At 60.4% G+C, this 22,106-nt stretch carries 20 protein-coding genes; 11 read left to right on the top strand and 9 right to left on the bottom strand.

Features of this window, described 5'->3' with window-relative positions:
- Positions 1-3: 3 nt before the first annotated feature.
- The gene (locus L6D74_RS10550; protein WP_221397613.1) at positions 4-210 is read right to left on the bottom strand and encodes a hypothetical protein; all 207 of its coding nucleotides are present in this window, start codon (positions 208-210) and stop codon (positions 4-6) included.
- A gap of 170 nt (positions 211-380) precedes the next feature.
- Between L6D74_RS10550 and L6D74_RS10545 the strand changes: the two genes are divergently transcribed.
- The 3 genes from L6D74_RS10545 (at position 381) to L6D74_RS10535 (ending at position 3,812) form a co-directional block, all read left to right on the top strand.
- Positions 381-1,871 (top strand): helix-turn-helix transcriptional regulator, encoded by a 1,491-nt coding sequence (locus tag L6D74_RS10545; protein ID WP_085648345.1) that lies wholly within the window; start codon positions 381-383, stop codon positions 1,869-1,871.
- 190 nt (positions 1,872-2,061) lie between these two features.
- Positions 2,062-2,304: a DUF1652 domain-containing protein gene (locus tag L6D74_RS10540; protein ID WP_039767197.1), complete on the top strand. Its 243-nt coding sequence runs from the start codon at positions 2,062-2,064 to the stop codon at positions 2,302-2,304.
- Between the two features lie 854 nt (positions 2,305-3,158).
- Positions 3,159-3,812, top strand: a complete 654-nt coding sequence (locus L6D74_RS10535; protein WP_236189071.1) for a trimeric intracellular cation channel family protein — start codon at positions 3,159-3,161, stop codon at positions 3,810-3,812.
- A 46-nt stretch (positions 3,813-3,858) separates the two neighbouring features.
- On the opposite strand, the gene L6D74_RS10530 is transcribed toward L6D74_RS10535, so the two are convergent.
- The 4 genes from L6D74_RS10530 to L6D74_RS10515 form a co-directional block, all read right to left on the bottom strand.
- Positions 3,859-4,626 carry an SDR family oxidoreductase gene (locus L6D74_RS10530; protein WP_064597516.1) on the bottom strand — a complete coding sequence of 256 codons (768 nt, stop codon included), beginning with the start codon at positions 4,624-4,626 and terminating at the stop codon, positions 3,859-3,861.
- A 38-nt stretch (positions 4,627-4,664) separates the two neighbouring features.
- Positions 4,665-5,732: a phosphotransferase family protein gene (locus L6D74_RS10525; RefSeq protein WP_236189065.1), complete on the bottom strand. Its 1,068-nt coding sequence runs from the start codon at positions 5,730-5,732 to the stop codon at positions 4,665-4,667.
- Positions 5,733-5,948: 216 nt separating this feature from the next.
- The gene (locus L6D74_RS10520) at positions 5,949-6,917 is read right to left on the bottom strand and encodes a 2-hydroxyacid dehydrogenase (RefSeq protein WP_221397610.1); all 969 of its coding nucleotides are present in this window, start codon (positions 6,915-6,917) and stop codon (positions 5,949-5,951) included.
- A gap of 171 nt (positions 6,918-7,088) precedes the next feature.
- Complete coding sequence (locus L6D74_RS10515) at positions 7,089-7,472, bottom strand: tautomerase family protein (RefSeq protein WP_064597510.1); 384 nt, start codon at positions 7,470-7,472, stop codon at positions 7,089-7,091.
- Positions 7,473-7,747: 275 nt separating this feature from the next.
- Here L6D74_RS10515 and L6D74_RS10510 point away from each other — a divergent pair, with 275 nt between their 5' ends.
- From L6D74_RS10510 to L6D74_RS10500, 3 genes are all read left to right on the top strand, one after another.
- Positions 7,748-7,942 carry a hypothetical protein gene (locus tag L6D74_RS10510; protein ID WP_085667572.1) on the top strand — a complete coding sequence of 65 codons (195 nt, stop codon included), beginning with the start codon at positions 7,748-7,750 and terminating at the stop codon, positions 7,940-7,942.
- A 51-nt stretch (positions 7,943-7,993) separates the two neighbouring features.
- Complete coding sequence (locus L6D74_RS10505) at positions 7,994-8,164, top strand: hypothetical protein (protein WP_167748742.1); 171 nt, start codon at positions 7,994-7,996, stop codon at positions 8,162-8,164.
- Positions 8,165-8,419: 255 nt separating this feature from the next.
- The gene (locus L6D74_RS10500) at positions 8,420-9,700 is read left to right on the top strand and encodes an HAAAP family serine/threonine permease (RefSeq protein WP_064597506.1); all 1,281 of its coding nucleotides are present in this window, start codon (positions 8,420-8,422) and stop codon (positions 9,698-9,700) included.
- A 166-nt stretch (positions 9,701-9,866) separates the two neighbouring features.
- Here L6D74_RS10500 and acnB read toward each other — a convergent pair whose 3' ends face one another.
- Entirely contained in the window at positions 9,867-12,476 is a 2,610-nt protein-coding gene (gene acnB, locus L6D74_RS10495; protein WP_041475328.1) for a bifunctional aconitate hydratase 2/2-methylisocitrate dehydratase, read from the bottom strand.
- 469 nt (positions 12,477-12,945) lie between these two features.
- Between acnB and L6D74_RS10490 the strand changes: the two genes are divergently transcribed.
- Complete coding sequence (locus tag L6D74_RS10490) at positions 12,946-13,416, top strand: DUF1289 domain-containing protein (RefSeq protein WP_236189063.1); 471 nt, start codon at positions 12,946-12,948, stop codon at positions 13,414-13,416.
- Positions 13,417-13,540: 124 nt separating this feature from the next.
- Here the strand turns inward: L6D74_RS10490 and L6D74_RS10485 are convergent, their stop codons facing one another.
- The gene (locus L6D74_RS10485) at positions 13,541-14,404 is read right to left on the bottom strand and encodes a universal stress protein (RefSeq protein ID WP_007958823.1); all 864 of its coding nucleotides are present in this window, start codon (positions 14,402-14,404) and stop codon (positions 13,541-13,543) included.
- Between the two features lie 159 nt (positions 14,405-14,563).
- Between L6D74_RS10485 and L6D74_RS10480 the strand changes: the two genes are divergently transcribed.
- The 3 genes from L6D74_RS10480 (at position 14,564) to L6D74_RS10470 (ending at position 17,307) form a co-directional block, all read left to right on the top strand.
- Positions 14,564-15,172, top strand: a complete 609-nt coding sequence (locus tag L6D74_RS10480) for a MiaE family protein (RefSeq protein WP_085602796.1) — start codon at positions 14,564-14,566, stop codon at positions 15,170-15,172.
- Between the two features lie 140 nt (positions 15,173-15,312).
- Complete coding sequence (locus L6D74_RS10475) at positions 15,313-16,020, top strand: response regulator (protein WP_011334763.1); 708 nt, start codon at positions 15,313-15,315, stop codon at positions 16,018-16,020.
- Positions 16,021-17,307 carry an ATP-binding protein gene (locus tag L6D74_RS10470; protein WP_085648349.1) on the top strand — a complete coding sequence of 429 codons (1,287 nt, stop codon included), beginning with the start codon at positions 16,021-16,023 and terminating at the stop codon, positions 17,305-17,307.
- A gap of 140 nt (positions 17,308-17,447) precedes the next feature.
- Here the strand turns inward: L6D74_RS10470 and L6D74_RS10465 are convergent, their stop codons facing one another.
- Together L6D74_RS10465 and moaA are read right to left on the bottom strand one after the other, a co-directional pair.
- The gene (locus L6D74_RS10465) at positions 17,448-18,347 is read right to left on the bottom strand and encodes a bestrophin family protein (protein ID WP_236189062.1); all 900 of its coding nucleotides are present in this window, start codon (positions 18,345-18,347) and stop codon (positions 17,448-17,450) included.
- 29 nt (positions 18,348-18,376) lie between these two features.
- Positions 18,377-19,375: a GTP 3',8-cyclase MoaA gene (gene moaA / locus L6D74_RS10460; RefSeq protein WP_236189060.1), complete on the bottom strand. Its 999-nt coding sequence runs from the start codon at positions 19,373-19,375 to the stop codon at positions 18,377-18,379.
- Positions 19,376-19,731: 356 nt separating this feature from the next.
- On the opposite strand from moaA, the gene L6D74_RS10455 reads away from it, so the two are divergent.
- Entirely contained in the window at positions 19,732-22,056 is a 2,325-nt protein-coding gene (locus tag L6D74_RS10455) for an FdhF/YdeP family oxidoreductase (RefSeq protein ID WP_039767129.1), read from the top strand.
- Positions 22,057-22,106 lie beyond the last annotated feature (50 nt).

Below are 22,106 nucleotides of genomic sequence, written 5' to 3'. Positions count from 1 at the left end.
GGCTCAAGTTGTTCTTTTGTGGCTCACCGCTGCCTTGCGCCGTTCCTTGCCATCCGGGCTGCCGATGTTCAACAGCCTTCTTTCGATCATCACGTTTTCCAGTGCCTGCCGCTCTGCCGGGTCCATCTGGTGTTCGCGCTTTTTCAGCTCCAACAGAATGGGTGTGGACCACGTGCGATAGGTCCGTTCGGTAATACGGTCGCTCGTCATTTGTCTCTCCTTGATCAGATGCCCGGCCGCAGGCGCGGACACAATCCGTCGAGGTACTAACGTTAGACGAGAAAGCCGCGAGGCGCGAATAGTCAACGCTCAATCGTGGTTGGCACGATCACAACCGTCCGCGGTCGTAAATTTCACATGCGCGAACTTGTGGAGAATCAATGAGCCGGGACGTCCTGACCACCGAAACCAATCGCCGTCAGTTGCAGCAAATCATTGCCGGGCTGTCCGACGGGGTGATTCTGCTGGAAATCGACCAGACGATTCTCTGGGCCAACGAAGCGGCGCTGGCGATGCATGGCGTCAGCCGCATCGGAGAGCTGGGCAACAACGCCGGGGAATATGCCGAGCGCTTCAATCTGCGGTATCGCAACAACCACGCGCTGGCACCGGAGCAGTACCCGATCTGCCGTGTGGCCGCCGGCGAAACCTTCAGCGACGTGCTGGTGGAAGTCTCCCCGTGCAGTGACGAGGAACGCACCTGGGTACACAGTGTGCGCAGCATGGTGCTGACCGATCGCGATGGCGAGGTCGAGTCGCTGGTGCTGATCATGAGCGACGTCACCGATTGGGCCAACGCCGAGCAGCGCTTCGAAAAAACCTTCAATGCCAACCCGGCGCCTGCGGTGATCTGCCGCCTCAGCGATCTGCGTTATATCAAGGTCAATCCGGGGTTTCTGGAAATGACCGGCTACGCCCGCGATCAGGTGATCGGCGCCTCGACTTATGAGCTGGATATTCTCGAACGGGCCGAGCGCAAGGATCTGGCGATCCAGCGCCTGCGTGATGTCGCGACCATTCCGCAGATGCAGGCCGAACTGCGTCTGCCGGACGGTGGCAGCAAACAGGTTATCGTCGCCGGCCAGCCGTTGGTGCTCAACGACGAAGACTGCATGCTGTTTTCGTTCGTCGACATGGAGCCACGGCACAAGGCCGAGGTCGCCCTGCGCCAGAGTGAGGAGCGGTTCGCCAAGGCCTTTCGCCTGACGCCGGTGCCGATCCTGATTTGCAGTGCCGACGAGCAGCGGCTGATCGATGTCAACCAGGCCTTCCTCGATACCTTGGCTTACGACAGCGACGACGTGCTCGGCAAGACCGTCGCGCAACTGGACTTCATCGATGAAAAGGCTGAGCGCGCCCGCTTGCTGGCGGCGCTGGAGAAGACCGGCCGGGTCGATCGCGCCGATATGCGAATCCGCAAGAAAAACGCCGAAGTGCTGGAGTGCGCGGTGTCCGCTGACACCGTCAACATCCAGAACACAGTGTGCTATCTGCTGGTGCTGATGGACATCACCGAGCGCAAGCACACTGAGCTTGAACTGGTGGCAGCGATTGAAGAGGTGATGAAGGATGCGTCGTGGTTCAGCCGCACGCTGATCGAAAAGCTGGCCAATGTGAAGAAGATCAACTCGCCGCAGTTGCCCAGCGTTTCGTTCACCGATCTCACCGCCCGCGAGCGCGATGTTCTGGGGCTGATCTGCGAGGGGCTGGCGGACAAGGAAATTGCTGCACGGTTGAAACTGGCGCCGAATACAGTGCGCAATCATGTGGCGACGGTTTATTCCAAGCTGGATGTGCACAGCCGCAGCGAGGCGATTGTCTGGGCCCGCGAACGGGGGTTGTTCTCGGGGAGCAGCCGGGGACAGCGCTAAGGTGCAAATGCACTAGTTCATGAGGTGCAAATTCGGGTGTCTGACAATGCAGGCTGTTCTTAGGCTGGTGGGGTGCGATGCGGGTTTCGTTCGTGATCGTGTCCCTTCCGTCGTTGTTATTGGATCAGACCATGAATGTGTTGTTTGTCATTGAACCTGGCGTGTTGCGTCGATTTTCGGAGCTGGCGCGATGATTTATCTGACGCAGTTGCGGGCGCAACTTGAGCGTAGTTTTTCGCCGTTGGCTTGTGAGTGTGTGGTGGATGGGGATCATTCCCTTACTGTGAAGTTGTATCACCCGGCTTCAGGGCAGGTTGATCTGGTGATTAGTGGGTTGAGTCTGGATGCCTTGCGTACTTCGGAAGCGGTGGATGCTTTGGTTGATGAATTGCGGTATGAGCTTGAGAGTAATTCGTTGCGAACGCCGGGGTGAACTTAGCGGTCTCTGGGCCGACCTGGTTCATGGGGTTTTTGGGTGAATATCCGATTCTTCGGGTGTTGCGGCTGGCGGTTCCGCTCTTACAGCGGGTCACTTTGGCAAACGCCCCAAAGTAACCAAAGGTCTTGTGCCCTGACGTACGGCCCTCGCTGTGGCTCGGGTTCCTTCGCTCCGGGATTGATCCGGGGGCATCGCCTACGGTTTGCTTCGCTGCACCTCCTCTCGATGTGTTTGGCTTCGCCAAACGGTCGCTGCGCTCCCACCCCCGGATCAATCCCTCCACTCAGCCTGCCGACGGGGCTAGCACGTCAAAAGCCTTTCTCGAGCTAACGCTCATCGTGGTGAGTGGTGAGTGGTGAGGAGCGTAGGGCCGATTTTGATCGTTCCCACGCTCCGCGTGGGAATGCAGCCCAGGACGCTCTGCGTCCCAATCCGACTTTCACCTGTGGGTGATGGCTTGTCGGCGGTGGCGATGGATCAGTCGACTCATTCCGAAAATCGACAGCAAATCCTGCCAGTTCGAGCCATTTCACTGGCACTCACCCCCCACTGGTCTATAAGGAATGAGTGGTTCGGTTTCCATAGCCGGGCGTTGTCCTGCTCGGCGACGGGAGTTTTCTTCCATTCATCGCGGGTCATCCTATGAACAATCCTGGGAAACGCGTGTGTGCTTCGTTGTTGTCGGCTTTCGGTCTGGTGCTGCTCAGTGGTTGCGCCAGTCCTCCACCCCCTCCGCCGGCAGCACCGCCTCCACCACCTGAGCGCACTTGTCAGGTCATGGAAAATACCGAGGTCGCCGGTGATGCCTATGCCGACGGGCAAGTGACTCGACACATCACCAAGACCCGTTGCGTCACTCAATAAGCCGGGCGCCGTTGAAGGCGCGGGTCGAGTGGATTGTGCTGGTGGCCGATCTGGTTGGCACCGCAGTCTTTGCCGTGGAAGGCGCGATTGCGGCGATGCGCAGTCAGCTCGATCTGCTCGGGGTGATGGTGATTGCGTTTATCGTCGCGCTCGGTGGCGGGGTGACCCGTGATCTGTTGATCGGTGCTACGCCGCCCAAGGCTGTGGCGGACTGGCGCTATCCGGCGCTGGCATTTGCCATGGGCGGGGTGGCGTTTGTTTTTCATGAGCTGGTGCTGGGCTGGTCCGGTTCGACCCTGATCGTGCTGGATGCGGCGGGATTGGCGCTGTTTGCTGTGGCCGGGGCGCAGAAGGCGTTGAATTTCGGAATCTCGCCGTTTGTGGCCATGTTGATGGGCACGATTACCGGGGTCGGTGGCGGGGTGCTGCGTGACATTGTGCTGGCGCGGGTGCCGGTGGTGTTGCAGGCGGATTTGTATGCCAGCTCGGCGTTTGTCGGGGCGGCAGTGTTGATTGTCGGGCGCAGGCTGGGCGTGCCGCCGGTGGCGGCTGCGTTGCTGGCCGGGGCGGCGTGTCTGTTGTTGCGGTTGTTGTCGGTGCATTTCGGCTGGCAGTTGCCGAAGGTTCTGGAGGCATGAAGAGGGCAGCCCTCGGGCTGCCCTTTTCTTTTGCGTCAGAAGCGGCTCAGGACAGGAATCCGCCGTCCACGTTCAGCGACACGCCGGTGGTGTAGCTCGAGGCGTCGCTCGCCAGGTACAGCACGGCGCCGGCCATTTCGCTCGGGTCGGCGACGCGTTTGAGCGGGATCTGTGTCAGGGCCTGTTTCAGGATCGCGTCGTTCTTAACCAGGGCCGAGGCGAATTTGGTGTCGGTCAGGCCCGGCAGCAGGGCGTTGCAGCGGATGCCGAACTGCGCGCATTCCTTGGCGAAGACTTTGGTCATGTTGATCACCGCAGCCTTGGTCACCGAGTAGATGCCCTGGAAGATCCCCGGCGAGATGCCGTTGATCGAGGCCACGTTGATGATGCTGCCGCCGCCGTTTTCGCGCATCAGCTTGCCGGCTTCCACCGACATGAAGAAGTAGCCGCGGATGTTCACGTCGACAGTTTTCTGGAAGGCGCCAAGGTCGGTGTCCAGCACGTTGCAGAACTGCGGGTTGGTCGCGGCGTTGTTGACCAGGATGTCCAGCCGGCCGAACTGTTCCTTGATCCCGGCGAAGACCTGGCTGATCTGTTCCATTTCGCCGATGTGGCAGGCGATCGCTGTGGCCTTGCCGCCGTCGGCGATGATGGCATCGGCCACGTGCTGGCAGCCTTCGAGTTTGCGGCTCGAAACGATCACATGGGCGCCTTGCTGGGCCAGCAGTTTGGCGATGGCTTCACCGATGCCACGGCTGGCGCCGGAGACGAAAGCGATCTTGCCGTCGAGGTCGAACAACTGAGTCTTGGACATGGGATTCCCTTGTAGTAAGCCTTGTTATAACGCCGTCATCAGAGGCTGGATTTGGCAATGACCTGCAGGCTCATCTGCTCCAGCAGTTTATTCATGTGAATGAACTGCGCGAAGCGTTTGTCCTGGGTCTGTCCATGGAAGAAGCGGTAGTAGATCTGCTGCACGATGCCGGCCAGGCGGAACAGGCCGTAGGTGTAGTAGAAGTCGAAATTGTCGATCTGGATGCCCGAGCGCTCGGCGTAGTAGTCGACGAATTCGCGGCGGGTCAGCATGCCCGGCGCGTGGCTTGGCTGGCGGCGCATCAGTTGCACCGGTGCCGGGTCGTCGGCCTGGATCCAGTAGGCGAGGGTGTTGCCCAAGTCCATCAGCGGATCGCCGAGGGTGGTCAGTTCCCAGTCGAGCACGCCGATGATCTGCATCGGGTTGTTCGGGTCGAGGATGACGTTGTCGAAGCGGTAGTCGTTGTGGACGATGCTGGAGGTCGGGTGGTCGGCCGGCATCTTGTCGGTGAGCCAGGCTTTGACCTGTTCCCAGTGCGGAGCGTCCGGGGTCAGGGCTTTTTCGTAACGCTCGCTCCAGCCTTTGATCTGGCGGGCGACGTAGCCTTCGGGTTTGCCCAGATCGCCCAGGCCGCAGGCGTTGTAATCGACCCGGTGCAGCTCGACGAAACGGTCGATGAAACTCTTGCACAAGGCTTCGGTTTTGTCCGAGTCGAGGCCCAGTTCCGGCGGCAGGTCCGAGCGCAGGATGATCCCCTTGACCCGTTCCATCACATAGAACTCGGCGCCGATCACCGAATCGTCGGTGCAGTGCACATAGGCTTTCGGGCAATACGGGAAGCCGTCGCGCAGCTGGTTGAGGATGCGGAATTCGCGGCCCATGTCGTGGGCGGATTTGGCCTTGTGGCCGAACGGCGGACGGCGCAGGACGAATTCCTGGTCCGGGTATTCCAGCAGGTAGGTCAGGTTCGACGCGCCGCCGGGAAACTGGCTGATCTGCGGTGTGCCGGTCAGGCCCGGAATATGCGACTTGAGGTACGGATCGATCAGGCTGGCATCGAGTTCTTCGCCAGAGCGGATACGGGTGGACTGGTCAGTAAGCGCCATGCTTATCCCTTCTGCTTATTTTGGAGGCCAGACATCATTGGCTAATCTAATGGCGCGCGCGGGTCGTCACAAGCGCGGTCCGGTCTTATAGGTTAGCGTGTTGGACGGTAATCAACTTTGGGAATGGGCGTGGCGTCCCGCAGCCCAACGCCGCCACGCTTGGCATGATTTCGGCAGACGCCGAATCCCGGCGTCTTGAACTTTGCCTGGCGCGCTTTAGTGCACGCGCTGGTTGTTCAGTTTCGGCGGCAACTGGAGGGGCGTCAGCACCGGTTGGCCGGAGAAGAAAGCCACCAGATTTTTGCCCACCAGTTCCACGGTGCCCTGGGTGGCTTCCGGTGATAACCCGGCGACGTGCGGGGTCAGAAGCACATTGCTGAGGTTTTTCAGTGCATCGGGCACTTGCGGCTCGTGATCGAACACATCCAGCGCCGCCCCGGCGATGCGACGTTGTTCCAGTGCGCTGATCAGTTCAGCGGTGGCGATGACGCTGGCGCGGGCAATGTTGACGATAAAGCCGTTGGGCCCCAGGGCATCGAGCACCGGGCGGGTCACCAGATGCTGGCTGCCGATGCCGCCGGGCGTGGCGACCACCAGAAAGTCCGAGGCCCGGGCCAGTTCGGTCGGGGTCGAGCAGAAGGCGTAAGGCACATCGCTGCGCACCTGACGGTTGTGGTAACTGATCTCCATGTCGAAGCCCAGGCTTGCGCGTTTGGCGATCGCCATCCCCACCGCGCCCAGCCCGAGGATCCCCAGACGCTTGCCGGCCAGTGACGGACGCATGATCTTCGGCCATTCACCCCGGCGCACGGCTGCGTCGCAGCGCGGTATGTCACGCACCAGCGCCAGCAGCATGGCCATGGCGTGGTCGGCCACCGACGAAGCGTTGACGCCGGCGCCGTTGGTTACAGTCAGGCCACGGTCGCTGGCGGCTTGCAGGTCGACCTGCTCGTAACCGGCGCCGATCACGCAAATGATTTTCAGCGCGGGCAATGCGGCGATCTCTTCAGCGTATAACCCCAGGGGGCCACGGGTCAGCACCGCGTCGATCCGCGCCCCGTGGGTGGCGATGGCTTGCGCGCGTTCGGCAGGGGTCGGCGCGAGAATCAGGTGAAAACCCTGATGTTCAAGAATCGGCAAATAGTCATTGATGGTTTCAACCAGTACCAGAACGGTGGCGGGCATTGCTCGGCTCCTTGATCGTCGGTCTTCGGGCGCAAAAGTCGGTTCAGAGTGCTGACTCCAGAGCGGTTTGGCAATGGCTGGCTCGGCCCCGCATCAGGCAGTGTAGGAGCTGAGGCGGGGAGTGCGCGGGTGCTTCGTCAGAAGCTGACATCGGCGCTCACGTTCACTGAATCAGGTCACGTACTGGGCGATGCCGTTGCCGAACGACCAGTTCTCTTTTTTCACCTCCACCAGATTGATAAACACATCCTCCTGACGCACGGCCAGTTGCTGGTTCAGGTTGCGCGCGATGGTCTGGAACAGCCGTTGTTTCATCTCGACGGTACGGCCTTCGCTGATGGTCAGCTGGATGAACACGATGCCGTCGCTGCGCTGGATTCCCAAATATTGCGGGTCATAGATCAAGTGCTGGTCGTCGTGCTCGGCCAGCACCTGAAAATTGTCGTGTTCCGGCACATTGATCTCGCTGCGCAGGGCGGCGTAGATCACTTCGCCAATGCGTTTGGCGAACGTCGGGTCCGGGTTCTTCTTGATGTCGACGCGGACGAGGGGCATGGGATGGCTCCACAGGCGAGGGGGGACTGGACGGGAATGTCAGTCAATTCGCCATTGGGTATAGCCGAAAAATGCCGGTCAGTGAGGTTGTTTAAAAACGTTAGGAAATGGACGCACCATCCTGCGGGATTTACGGATGTTGCCTACAAGTGCTGCCGGATTCATCCGCTATACGGCGGGGTGAGAAGCGCGGAACCATAGAGGGCAGGACGGGATGCGCTCTTCAGGACGGAGCGGCAACCCGGACGGAAATTGCCATCAGCCAAGGAAGGCCAATGTTTCATAACGATCGTGAAAGTCTGGAACTCGACAGGTTGGAACATGAGTCACGAAAGCTCGTGGCTGAAAGACAAAAGCTGCTGGCGGAGGAAAAGAAGCTGAGGTGGGAGGCAAACTTGTATCCAGTCGCGGTATTTGGTGGGGTGTTGACTGCATTCACTGCAGTAGCAGGATTTTTTTTCAAATTTTGAGTGTTCGCCTTTCAAAACAGTCAGGCCCAGGGAACCCAGAGGAAGATCAGCATGAGTACATATGACCGCAAGGCCAGAATGGAACGCTCAGAGCGAGAGCACGATGAGTGGGTCGAAAGAATGCGCATCAAACACAAAGGTGAAATGCTTCCGATGTTGGGGTTATTTGGCTTCGGCATCTTCTGCATGTCCCTCGGCTTCATATTGGCCCGATCGATCTGATCGGGTTTTCCCATGGCACATTCGGCGCCAGCACATGCCATCGGACGACATGTGACGTATCTGGCGCCGACAGTCTTTTTCCCAAAAGCGACAAGCCTCCGATCTGCTCCGCACAACCATTCCTCAGCTAAGTCTTTGCTTCTGCTCATTTATCGCGGAGAATCGCGCCCCTGTTTCGGCCGGAGCATGTCTGTCGGTTTTTTCCGACGCGTCCTGACCGAGTGGCAAGTGACCGGAATGCGGAGATCCGACCGGATGAATGATCAGGCCAATAGCGTCGAACAACGCTTTGAGGCGGCAGCACCAGCCGAACTGTCGAGCTGGAATCGCCATGACACTACCTGGATGTTGGGACTGTTTGGGACGGCCATCGGCGCCGGTACCCTGTTTTTGCCGATCAATGCAGGTCTGGGTGGCTTCTGGCCGCTGGTGATCCTCGCGCTGCTGGCCTTCCCGATGACGTTCTACGCACACCGCGGCCTGACCCGCTTCGTGCTTTCCGGTCGCGAAGGCGCCGACATCACTGACGTGGTGGAACAGCATTTCGGCATCAAGGCCGGCGCGCTGATCACTCTGCTGTACTTCTTCGCGATTTTCCCGATCCTGCTGATCTACAGCGTTGGCCTGACCAACACGGTCGCCAGTTTCCTCGAGCACCAACTGCACATCACGCCGCCACCGCGCGCGCTGCTTTCGTTCGTGCTGATTCTCGGCCTGCTGGCCGTGGTGCGCTGCGGCGAGCAAGTGATCGTCAAGGCCATGAGCCTGATGGTGTATCCGTTCATCGTCGCGCTGCTGTTCCTGGCGGTGTATCTGATTCCGCACTGGAACGGCGGCATCCTGACCACCGCTTCGCAGGTGCCGGCACCGTCGGCGCTGCTGCACACGCTGTGGCTGGCGATTCCGGTGATGGTGTTCTCGTTCAACCACTCGCCGATCATCTCGGCGTTTGCTGTGGATCAGAAGCGTCGTTACGGCATTCACGCGGATGAGCGCAGCTCGCAGATCCTGTCCCGCGCGCACCTGCTGATGGTGGTGATGGTGCTGTTCTTCGTGTTCAGCTGCGTGCTGACCCTGTCGCCGGAGCAACTGGCGGAAGCCAAGGCGCAGAACCTGTCGATCCTGTCGTACCTGGCCAACCACTTCAGCAACCCGACTATCGCGTTCGCGGCACCGCTGATTGCGTTCGTGGCCATCTCCAAGTCGTTCCTCGGTCACTACATCGGTGCCAGCGAAGGCCTGAAGGGCTTGATCGTCAAAAGCGGCAAGCGTCCGGGCGCCAAGGCGCTGGACCGCATCGTGGCGGCGTTCATGCTGGTGGTGTGCTGGATCGTGGCGACCCTGAACCCGAGCATCCTCGGCATGATCGAAACCATCGGTGGCCCGGTCATCGCGGCGATCCTGTTCCTGATGCCGATGTACGCGATCCGCAAAGTGCCGGCGATGGCCCGTTACCGTGGGCAGATGTCGAACGTGTTTGTCACCGCAGTGGGTCTGGTGGCCATTTCGGCGTTGATCTATTCGCTGACGGCGTGAGATCCAACACAAGATCCCGTTTGATCTGGTGAAACAGAAAGGCCGATCTGCCTCGCAGGTCGGCCTTTTTTGTGCCTGCGATCAGCGCGGGGCGAGGCCCCATCCGACAGGCATAAAAAACGCCGCTCATCTCGCGATGGGCGGCGTTTTTCATTGCGTTGCAGCGTTAGGCTTGAACGACCGGGATCTTGGCGTTCGCAGCAGCTTCACGGAACTCGGCAATCTGGTCGAAGGACAGGTAGCGGTAAACGTCGGCCGCCATGCTGTCGATCTTGCCAGCGTATTCCATGTACTCCTCGACGGTCGGCAGGCGACCCAGGATCGAAGCGACGGACGCAAGCTCAGCCGAAGCCAGGTAGACGTTCGCGCCGTCGCCCAGACGGTTCGGGAAGTTACGGGTCGAGGTCGACACCACGGTGCTGTTCGGCTCAACGCGTGCCTGGTTACCCATGCACAGCGAGCAGCCTGGCATTTCCATGCGGGCGCCGGCCTTGCCGTAGATGCCGTAGTAGCCTTCTTCGGTCAGTTGGTGAGCGTCCATCTTGGTCGGCGGCGACAGCCACAGACGGGTTGGCAGCTGACCCTTGACCTGATCCAGCAGTTTACCGGCAGCGCGGAAGTGACCGATGTTGGTCATGCACGAACCGATGAACACTTCGTCGATCTTCTCGCCAGCAACGCTGGACAGCAGACGGGCGTCGTCCGGGTCGTTCGGCGCGCACAGCACAGGCTCGCTGATATCGGCCAGATCGATTTCGATGACTTCGGCGTACTCGGCGTCGGCATCGGCTTCCATCAGTTGCGGGTTGGCGATCCAGGCTTCCATCGCTTGAGCACGACGCTCCAGGGTACGCGCATCGCCGTAGCCTTCGCCGATCATCCAGCGCAGCAGGGTGATGTTGGACTGCAGGTACTCGGTGATCGACTCTTTCGACAGCTTGATGGTGCAACCGGCAGCCGAACGTTCGGCCGAGGCGTCGGACAGTTCGAACGCCTGTTCCAGGGTCAGACCTTCCAGGCCTTCGATTTCCAGGATGCGGCCGGAGAAGGCGTTTTTCTTGCCTTTCTTCTCGACGGTCAGCAGACCGTTCTGGATGGCGAAGTAAGGAATGGCATGAACCAGGTCACGCAGGGTGATGCCAGGTTTCATTTTGCCTTTGAAGCGCACCAGAATCGATTCCGGCATGTCCAGCGGCATGACGCCGGTGGCAGCGGCGAACGCGACCAGGCCGGAACCGGCCGGGAACGAGATGCCCATCGGGAAACGGGTGTGCGAGTCACCACCGGTACCGACGGTGTCCGGCAGCAGCATGCGGTTCAGCCACGAGTGGATGATGCCGTCGCCCGGACGCAGGGAAACACCGCCGCGGGTCATGATGAAGTCAGGCAGGGTGTGGTGTGTGGTCACGTCGATCGGCTTTGGATAAGCCGCGGTGTGGCAGAAGGACTGCATCACCAGATCAGCGGAGAAGCCCAGGCACGCCAGGTCTTTCAGTTCGTCACGGGTCATTGGACCTGTGGTGTCCTGAGAACCTACGGTGGTCATCTTCGGTTCGCAGTAGGTGCCAGGACGAACGCCTTTGCCTTCTGCCAGACCGCAAGCCTTGCCGACCATTTTCTGCGCCAGGGTGAAGCCCTTGGTGCTTTCAGCCGGAGCTTCCGGTTTCTTGAACAGGTCGAACGCTGGCAGACCCAGTTCGGCGCGAGCCTTCTCGGTCAGGCCACGGCCGATGATCAGCGGGATACGGCCGCCGGCGCGGACTTCGTCCAGCAGCACCGGGGTTTTCATTTCGAAGGTGGTGATGACTTCGTCGGTACCGTGCTTGCAGACTTTGCCTGCGTGCGGGTACAGGTCGATCACGTCGCCCATGTTCATGTTCGATACGTCGAACTCGATTGGCAGTGCGCCGGCATCTTCCATGGTGTTGTAGAAGATCGGGGCAATTTTGCTGCCGAAGCAGAAACCGCCAGCGCGCTTGTTCGGAACGTAAGGGATGTCGTCGCCGAAGAACCACAGGACCGAGTTGGTCGCCGATTTACGCGAGGAACCGGTACCGACCACGTCACCGACGTAAGCGATAGGGAAGCCCTGGCCGCGCATTTCTTCGATCTGCTTCATTGGGCCGGTCTTGCCTTGCTCGTCCGGAACGATGCCGTCACGGGCCATTTTCAGCATGGCCAGGGCGTGCAGCGGGATGTCAGGACGCGACCAGGCGTCTGGGGCAGGGGACAGGTCGTCGGTGTTGGTTTCGCCGGTGACCTTGAAGACGCGCAGGCTGATCTTGTCGGCCAGCACCGGGCGCTTCTTGAACCACTCGCCGTCAGCCCAGGATTGCAGTACGGCCTTGGCGTGAACGTTGCCGTTCTTGGCCTTTTCAGCCACGTCGTGGAAGGCATCGAACATCAGCAGGGTGTGCTTGAGTTCCTCGGCGGCCACTGGCGCCAGCTCGGCGTCGTCCAGCAGTTCAACCAGGGTCACGATGTTGTAGCCGCCCTGCATGGTGCCGAGCAGTTCTACAGCGCGCTTCTTGTCCAGCAGAGGGGAGGAGACTTCGCCCTTGGCCAGTGCGGAGAGGAAACCGGCCTTGACGTAGGCGGCTTCGTCCACTCCTGGTGGTACGCGATTGGTGATCAGGTCAACGAGGAAAGCTTCTTCGCCAGCCGGAGGATTCTTCAGCAGCTCGACCAGGCCTGCAGTTTGTTCGGCGTTAAGCGGCTGGGGAACGATACCCAGGGCTGCACGCTCTTCGATATGTTTGCGGTAGGCTTCAAGCACAGTTATTACCCTCATCAGTGGTCCCAAATGGGTGTCCGGGACGCTCATCCCGAAATTGCCGTACTCATGCTCCTCACGACGTTGTGGGTCGTTCGGCCAGAATTACCGGCAATTCCTTACAGAAGCTGCTTTCAAAGTTTTACGCCTGCAGAACGGGGAGCTGATGAGGGTTGGCGTATGGCTTTTCCCCGCTGGAAAAACCTTACGCCAACACCGCTCTGAAGGAACGACTGTGCTCGTGACGCTTTGAAAACAGCTTCTAACGGACATTGGCGCCTAAAAAGGCTGGCTGATTCTACGGCAAAAAAAATTTAAAGGTAAGTCGCGCTCTATTGGACTTTGGTTGCGTTGTGCACGGGTGGGGCAAACCTTGATCCAGCGCTTGTCCCTGACGTTTGAGGGGTGATGAATGGCGGACAAAGGGCTAACATGCCGACCTGTTCCGCGTTTCAAGTGTTTTGCCCATTCTATGCCCAATCAGACCATCAAGACCCCCTGCGTCGGCCTCTGCTCCACCGTTTACGGTGATCTGGTGTGCCGTGGCTGCAAGCGTTTCCACCACGAAGTGATCCACTGGAACGGTTACAACGAGGAAGAAAAGCGCGCGGTCTGGCTGCGTCTTGAGCAATTGCTGTCACAAGTGATGGCGAGCAAGGTCGAGGTCTTCGATCCGGCGCGTCTGCGCCATCAGCTGGAGCAGCGCAAGATCCGCTTCGTGCCGCATCAGTCGGAGTATTGCTCGGCGTATCAACTGATCGCCCGGGGCGCGCGGGTGATCATTAATCTGGAAGCCTACGGCATGGTACTGCTGCCGGAGTTTCGCGACTGGAACCTGCCGGAACTGCGCGATGCCATTGATCGGGAATTTTTCCTGCTGTCGGAAGCGCACTATCAGCGCTACATCGCCCCCGGTTTCCTCAAGGACGCCCTCGGCGACTGATCTATTGCCATCGCTGGCAAGCCAGCTCCCACAATGATGGTGTAAAGCTCTCCATGGAGTGCACACCGAAGTTCCTGTGGGAGCTGGCTTGCCAGCGATGACGGCCTTGCAGGCGCCACAATACTTAATGCTTCACCGCCAATTCGACCAAATGGTCTTCAACCTCCTGAGGCTTTAGCACCAGCACGTCGCTTTCCAGCTGATCCAGCACCTGTTCAGCCGTGTTGCCGATCAACGCACCGGATACGCCGCTGCGCGCCACGGTGCCAATCACCGTCACCGCCGCCTGCAGCTTGTGCGCCATGAACGGAATCAGCACGTCCGCCGGGCCTTCCTCGACATGCAGGTGAGCGTCATCAATGTCGAATTCAGCCTGAAACGCCCGGCATTGCTCGCGATAGCGCGCCTCGATGGTTTCCTTGAGCTGGAACGTCGGGTCTGCCGCCGACAGCATCGGCGACGGATGGGCGGTAATCACGTGCAGATGCCCCTTGGCCAGGCTGGCGATGTCGAACCCATGGTCGATGATCGTGGTGTGCAGATGACGGTGTTCGCCGTCGGCATTGCCCACGTCGACCGCCGCAAGAATCACCTTGTCCTTCCACGAACCGGCGGTTTTCACCAGCAGCACGGGAGTAGGGCAGTGGCGCAGCAGTTTCCAGTCCGCCGGGGTCAGCAGGGCCTTTTTCAGCGAGCTGTCGGGGAAGTGCTGTTTGATCACCAGCCCGCAACCTTCGGCCTGCTGCACGTCGATGATGGTTTCGTGCAGGCTCTCGTTCCACGCCTGTTCGGTGGTGACGCTGTAGCCGTCCGCCAGCAGCGCGGCCTTGAGCACGCTGAGCATGCCGGCGTGATCGTGCTTCTTGTCGCAGACCAGCAGGTGCAGATGGGCCTGGGTCACCCCGGCGATCAGCTTGGCGCGCTTGAGCGCCAGGCTTTCCGCGTGTTCGGGTTCGATGACCACCAGAATGCTGCGAATGGCTTGCATGAGTGAGTCTCCAGCAATGAAAAGGCACGGCGTTGCACAACTATAGTTGCTGCGCATCTGTCTGCGACTTGATGCATATCAACGCGCGCGGCTGGTGGTCTGCGGGCAGGCCGGTATAATCGGCGCCCTTCGCTCGAACACCTTTTGACCGTGAGCCCCATGATCCTTCCCGAAATCCACGAATTCCTTGGTTGCCGCACGCCTGACGCCTGGGTTGAAGCCGCGCTGGCCGATCAGGAAACCCTGCTGATCGACCACAAGAACTGCGAGTTCAAGGCCGCCAGCACCGCGTTGAGCCTGATTGCCAAGTACCATTCCCATGTCGATCTGATCAACATGATGTCGCGTCTGGCCCGGGAAGAGCTGGTGCACCACGAGCAGGTGATGCGCATCATGAAGCGGCGCAAGATTGAACTGCGCCAGCTGCATGCCGGCCGTTATGCCTCGAGCCTGCGCAAAGTGGTGCGCAGTCACGAACCGGTGAAACTGGTCGACACCCTGGTGGTCGGCGCCTTCATCGAAGCGCGCAGTTGCGAGCGATTCGAAGCGCTGGTGCCGCATCTGGACGAAGAACTCGGCAAGTTCTACTTCGGCCTGCTGAAAAGCGAGGCCCGGCATTTCCAGGGTTACCTGAAACTGGCCTACCAGTACGGTGACGCCAAGGACATCGCCCAGGTGATCGAGAGAGTCCGCGCCGCCGAGCAGGACCTGATCGAGTCGCCGGACGAGGAATTCCGCTTCCACAGCGGCGTACCCGTCGCGGCATGAATTGTTAAAAACTCTTAAGAGTATGAAACATCAACGAAAACCGGCCCCGGAGGCCGGTTTTTGCTGCCTGCGATAAACGACTCGCCCGCGAATGCCGCCATAATGGCGCCCACTTCACAAAGCGGTTGGCGGCGGTTGTTATGGATAACCTGGGTTTTGGCAGAGTCCTGCTGGTGGAAGACGATGAGCGGCTGGCCGCGCTGATCGCCCACTTTCTCGAACAACACGGCTACGAGGTACGCACGGTGCATCGCGGCGACCTGGCCGTGGCCGCGTTTCTCGAATTCAAGCCCAAAGTGGTGGTGCTCGACCTGATGCTGCCAGGGCAGAGTGGCCTGCACGTGTGTCGGGAAATCCGCAGCGTGTCGGACACACCGATTGTCATCCTGACGGCCAAGGAAGATGACCTCGACCACATTCTGGGCCTGGAGTCCGGCGCCGACGATTACGTGATCAAACCGATCAAGCCGCCTGTTCTGCTCGCACGCCTGCGGGCCTTGCAACGCCGGCAGGTGCCGGACAGCGGCGTGGTCAGTTCACTGGAATTCGGCAACCTGATCATCGACCGCAGTTGCCGCGAAGTGCGTCTGGCGGGCGAGCTGATCGAGCTGACCACCATGGAATTCGAACTGCTTTGGCTGCTGGCCAGCGCCGCCGGCAAGATCCTGTCGCGCGATGACATTCTCAACCGCATGCGCGGCATCGCGTTCGATGGCCTCAATCGCAGCGTCGACGTGTACATCAGCAAGTTGCGCAACAAACTCAAGGACAACCCTCGCGAACCGGTGTGCATCAAGACCGTGTGGGGCAAGGGTTACCTGTTCAATCCGTTCGCGTGGGAGTTGTAGATGCTGCGGTTATTTCTCGGGCTGTTTCTGGTGATGACCGTCGGGCTGGTAGCGGCGCTGCAAACCGTCGAGCACACCTTCAACGCGTTGCTCGACAACCAGATGCAGGCCTACAACCGTGAAGCGGTGCGCGGTCAGGCCTGGTCGCTGGTCGAACACATGCGCGACCAGCAGGGCGCGGCGCGCGAGGCGCAACTGGAGGCGTTGCGGCCGCACTACGGGCTGACGTTGAGCCTGGTCGAGGCTGACCAATTGAACCTCAATGATCAGGAAAAAGCCGAACTGGCCCAGGATGTGTTGGTTATTCGTGACGATTACACCCAGTTCATCAGCAACATCGACGGAGGTTCGCAGTTGCTCAGCATCAAGCTGCCGCCCGAGCCGAGCCTGATGCCGTTCTACATTGCCGGGGCCTACCTGATGCTGGCGGTGCTACTGGGCATCGTCCTGTACTTCTGGGTTCGCCCGCATTGGCGCGATCTGGAAAAACTGCGGCTGGCCGCCGAGCGCTTCGGCGACAACGACCTCTCGGTGCGGATTCAGCTGTCCAAACGCTCGAACATCCGCGACCTGGCCGGCCACTTCAACCTGATGGCAGCGCGCATCGAAGGGCTGATCGCCAATCAGCGCGAACTGACCAACGCCGTCTCCCACGAACTGCGCACGCCGATTGCCCGGTTGTCGTTCGAGCTCGATCAACTCAAGCAGCAACCGGACGCCAGCCAGAACCGCGAACTGATCGCCGACATGTATGCCGACCTCGGCGAGCTGGAAGAAATGGTCTCCGAACTGCTGACCTACGCCAGCCTCGAACGTGGCGCGACGGTGATTACCCGCGAAAACATCCAGGCGGCCAACTGGCTCGACAGCGTGGTCGGCAGCGTAGCCCTGGAGGCCGAGGCGGCCGGTGTGCAATTGCTGATCGTTGATTGCCGAGTCGATGAAGTACGGATCGAACCGCGGTTCATGGCGCGGGCGGTGATCAATCTGCTGCGCAATGCCATTCGCTATGCCGAGCAGCGGGTCGAGGTGTCGCTGGTGCGCATCGGCGATCAATACGAAGTGCAGGTCAACGACGACGGCCCGGGCGTGCCGCTGGAAGGACGGGAGAAAATCTTCGAACCGTTCTCGCGCCTGGACGCCAGCCGTGACCGCCGCACGGGCGGCTTTGGCCTCGGTCTGGCGCTGGTGCGGCGGGTGTCGCAATCCCATGGCGGGCAGGTCGACGTCGGCGATTCACCGTGGGGCGGGGCGTCGTTCCGCATGACCTGGGCGCATCTGGACTGACCCGATCCAGAAAGCACCACATGCCCTCTGTGGGAGCCAGCCTGCTGGCGATTACGCTGTGTCAGCTTGCAAATCAGTTGGATCACGCACCGCTATCGCCAGCAGGCTGGCTCCCACAGGAGAACAGCGGTGCATCAACTTCAGCTGAGTACGTAGTCGACGGGTTTCAGCGCTGGCGGCAACGGCTCAGTCCCCAGCTCCGAGAGAATATCCCGCTCGATGCTGCGCACCAGCGCATCGGTCGGCAAATCGTTTTCATCCCGGCCGAACGGGTCTTCCAGTTCATCGGCAATCGCATCCAGCCCGAAAAAGGTGTAGCTGACAATCGCCGTGAACAGCGGCGTCAGCCAGCCCAGCGGTTCGGCCATGGCGAACGGCAGCAAGATGCAGAACAGGTAAATCGTGCGGTGCAGCAGTAAGGTGTAAGGGAAGGGCAGCGGCGTGTTCTTGATCCGCTCGCACACCGCCTGCGCCTGGGTCAGGCTGGTCAGGTGATTGGCCAGTAGCATGTAGCGCCATTCGCTTAGCTCGCCTGATTCGTGCAGATCGGAGCATTGCTGACCCACCGTCTGCAGGATGCGCCCGCTGTAGTCCGGCACCTGCGCATCGTGCTGCGGGGTGATCCACTCGGCGCTGGCGGCGGCTTCGTCTTCCCGGCGCAAGCGCGCATTCAGCGCATGGGCAAAACCTGCGAGGTTGAGCAGCAACAGACGGCGCTGCGCAGATTCGCGAATCACATGGGTCTCGCGAATCATCGAGCGCACATGCACGATCACTTCGCCCCAGGCCTTGCGCGCTTCGTACCAGCGGTCGTAACAGGCGTTGTTGCGAAAATTCATGAAGATCGACAGCGACAGGCCGAGCAGGGTGAACGGCGTGGCGTTGACCTTGGTGAAGTTGCTCGGGTGGAGCATTTCCACCAGCACGATGGCCGACGCCAGCAGCGTCACCATCAGGGCGCGCAGGGCGATGCGCTTGGCAATCGAGCCTTTGAGGGTGAAGAGAATGGCGAATTGATTGACCTTGGGTCGGATGATCATGCGGCTCTCTGCCTTGCAAACGTGGCGGATCAGCCGCCGGTCATGTTCATGAAACGCACCACTTGCACGTCGTCGTTCACTTCAAAATTGTGCCGGTAAGGCTTGAGTTTCATTGCTTCAATGATGGCTTTCTCGAGTCGTTCCGGTTGACCCGGATGAGCCCGCAGCACCGCTTTCAGATCCACCGAATGCTCGTTCCCCAGACACAGTAGCAAACGCCCCTCGACCGTCAGCCGCACCCGGTTGCAGGTGCCGCAGAAATTGTGGCTGTGGGGCGAGATGAACCCCAGTCGAATGTGCGGCGCTTCTGACAGCCGCCAGTAGCGCGACGGGCCCTGGGTCGATTCGGCGGAGTCGATCAGGGTGTAGCGCTCGGCGATCTTTTCGCGCACCTGAGTGCTGGAAAAGAACGACTCGGCGCGGCTGTGTTCGCTGATGATCCCCAGCGGCATTTCCTCGATGAAGGAAATATCCAGATCCCGCTCGATGGCGAACTGCACCAGATCATTGATCTCGTGATCGTTGCGGCCCTGCATCACCACGCAGTTGAGTTTAGTGCGGGTAAATCCGGCGGCGCGTGCGGCGTCGATGCCGTCGATCACCTGGCCCAGATCGCCGGTGCGGGTCATCTGCTTGAAGCGCTCGGCATCGAGGCTGTCGAGGCTGACGTTGAGGCGTTTGACCCCGGCATCGAACAGCGGGCTGGCGAGTTTGACGAGTTGCGAGCCGTTGGTGGTCAGGCACAGTTCGCGCAGGCCGGGCAGGGCGGCGATCTGCTTGCACAAGCCGACGACGCCGGGGCGTATCAGCGGCTCACCACCGGTCAGGCGGATCTTGCGGGTGCCCAGCGCAACGAAGCCCTGCGCCAGTTGATAGATCTCCTCCAGCGTCAGCACCCGTTGGCGCGGCAGAAACTGCATGTCTTCAGCCATGCAATACACGCAGCGGAAGTCGCAGCGGTCGGTGACCGACATGCGCAGGTAGTCGACGCGGCGGTTGTAACCATCGATCAAGACGCGCTCTGACATGACAGCCTCGCTTGGGTGAGATCCGCTATTGAAGGGATTGGGTCGGCGCAGGTTATGAGCAACTTCGAACAGCGTCCAATCACTCTTAATGACCGGCCGATTGATGCTGTCGATGATGAAAAAATTATTCGTCATTTTTCCCTTCCTGGTTTTGCAAGTGCCCGGATTTAAAGGGATTAAGTCGGTGATAGATGCTTTCGATAACGCAGTCATTAATAGCGATTAGACAAGTTTTTGCAGCGGTTCCTATCCTTGGCCCCGTCAAACGAAACGACCGCTTTTTAACTTGAAAGTCAGTCGTCGCTGTTTAAACCCGATCAGGTTTTTGCCTGTGTGCATCGTCATGGAGAAGTCCCATGTCACAAGTCGACCGTTACAAACCCTACAAGGGCGCCGCTGCGGGTTGGGGCGCTGTCATCAGCCTCACCAAGAACTGGCTGGGCAGTGAAAACGCCCTGAAAAACATCCGCGCCATGCTCAAGACCAACCAGAACGGCGGCTTCGACTGCCCCGGTTGTGCCTGGGGTGAGGCACCCGGCGCGAGCATGCTGAAGTTCTGCGAGAACGGCGCCAAAGCGGTGAACTGGGAAGCCACCGGCCGCCTGGTCGATCCGGCGTTCTTCAACAAGTACACGGTCTCGAGCCTGGCCGAGCAAAGTGATTACTGGCTTGAGTATCAGGGCCGGATCACCCATCCGATGCGCTATGACGCGCGGGTCGACCGCTATGTGGAAACTACCTGGGACGACGCCTTTGCGCTGATCGCCAAGCACCTCAAAGGCCTGAAATCGCCCCACGAGGCCGAGTTCTACACCTCGGGTCGTGCCAGCAACGAAGCGGCGTTTCTCTATCAGTTGTTCGTCCGCGCCTACGGCACCAACAATTTCCCCGACTGCTCGAACATGTGCCACGAAGCCAGCGCCGTGAGCATGGGCGAGAGCCTGGGCGTCGGCAAAGGCACGGTGGTCTATGAAGACCTGCACCACGCCGACGCGATTTTCGTGATCGGCCAGAACCCCGGCACCAACCACCCGCGCATGCTCGAACCGCTGCGTGAAGCGGTGAAACGCGGCGCGCAGGTGGTGTGCATCAACCCGCTCAAGGAGCGTGGACTGGAGCGCTTCCAGAATCCGCAGAACCCGATCGAGATGCTCAGCAACGGCTGGGAAGCGACCAACACCGCGTACTTCCGCCCGGCACTGGGCGGCGACATGGCGATGATTCGCGGCATGGCCAAATTCCTGCTGGAGTGGGAGCGCGAAGCCCAGGCCACTGGCGGCGAACCGGTGTTCGATCACGCCTTCATTGCCGAGCACACGTCGGGTCTCGACAGCTATCTTGCCGAAGTCGATGCCACGAGCTGGGAGCACATCGTCGAGCAGTCCGGCGTGCCGCTGCATGACATCGAACTGGCCGCGCGCATGTACGCCCGCGCCAAGAGCGTGATCATGTGCTGGGCCATGGGCCTGACCCAACACGTGCACTCGGTGCCGACCCTGCAGGAAGTCATCAACCTGCAACTGCTGCGCGGCAACGTCGGCCGTCCGGGCGCCGGGCTGTCGCCGGTGCGCGGCCACAGTAATGTGCAGGGCGACCGCACCATGGGCATCAACGAACTGGCCCCGACCGAGCTGATGGACGCCCTGGAAAAACGCTTCAACTTCAAGGTGCCGCGCATGCACGGCCACAACACGGTGATGGCGATTGGCGCCATGGAGCGCGGCGAAGCCAAGGTGTTTATCGGTCTGGGCGGCAACTTCGCTCAAGCCACGCCGGACACCCCGCGCACCCACGCCGCGATGCGCAAACTCGACCTCACCGTGCACATTTCGACCAAGCTCAACCGCAGCCATCTGGTGACCGGGCGTGATGCGTTGATCCTGCCGTGCCTGGGCCGAACCGACATCGATGTCCAGGCCGAAGGTCCGCAAGGCGTGACGGTGGAAGACACCTTCAGCATGGTGCACTTGTCGTTCGGCCAACTGAAGCCGAAGTCGGCGCACCTGAAATCCGAGCCGGCGATCATTGCCGGGATCGCCGCCGCCACTTTGGGCAAACACCCGATCGACTGGGAATGGGCGGTCGGCGACTACGGGCGCATCCGCAACCTGATCGCCGACGTGATTCCGGGCTTCGAGAACTTCAACGAGAAGCTGCTGATCCCCGGTGGTTTCCACCTCGGCAACAACGCCTCCGACCGGGTCTGGAACACCGAATCCGGCAAGGCCCAGTTCACCCCGTGTGTGCTGCCGGAACATCTGATCAGCGAAGGCGTGCGCAACCTGCCGGTCAAACCGCATCTGATCCTGCAAACCATGCGTTCCCACGATCAGTACAACACCACGCTGTACGGCCTCGACGACCGTTATCGCGGGGTTTACGGCATGCGCGACGTGGTGTTCGCCAACGAGCAGGACATCCGCCGGCTCGGTTTTGAACCGGGGCAAAAGGTCGATCTGGTGGCGCTGTGGGGCGACGAGCGCGAGCGTCGGGTCAGCGGTTTCACCCTGATCGCCTACGACATTCCCGCCGGGCAGGCTGCCGCGTACTACCCGGAAACCAACCCGTTGGTGCCGCTGGAAAGCTACGGCGACCGCACCTACACGCCGACCTCCAAATTCGTGGCGATCCGCCTCGAAGCGGCCGAGGCGAGCAACCTGATCCCGTCGTCGGTGGCCTGACCGAACCACGCGATCCAACCCTTTTGCTTTTTTGACTGGCTGCAGGCGCT

The sequence above is a fragment of the Pseudomonas pharyngis genome, assembly GCF_021602345.1.
Taxonomy (GTDB): domain Bacteria; phylum Pseudomonadota; class Gammaproteobacteria; order Pseudomonadales; family Pseudomonadaceae; genus Aquipseudomonas; species Aquipseudomonas pharyngis.
The sequence above is the reverse complement of the archived record's forward strand: the minus strand, read 5'-3'. Positions and strand labels throughout refer to the sequence as shown.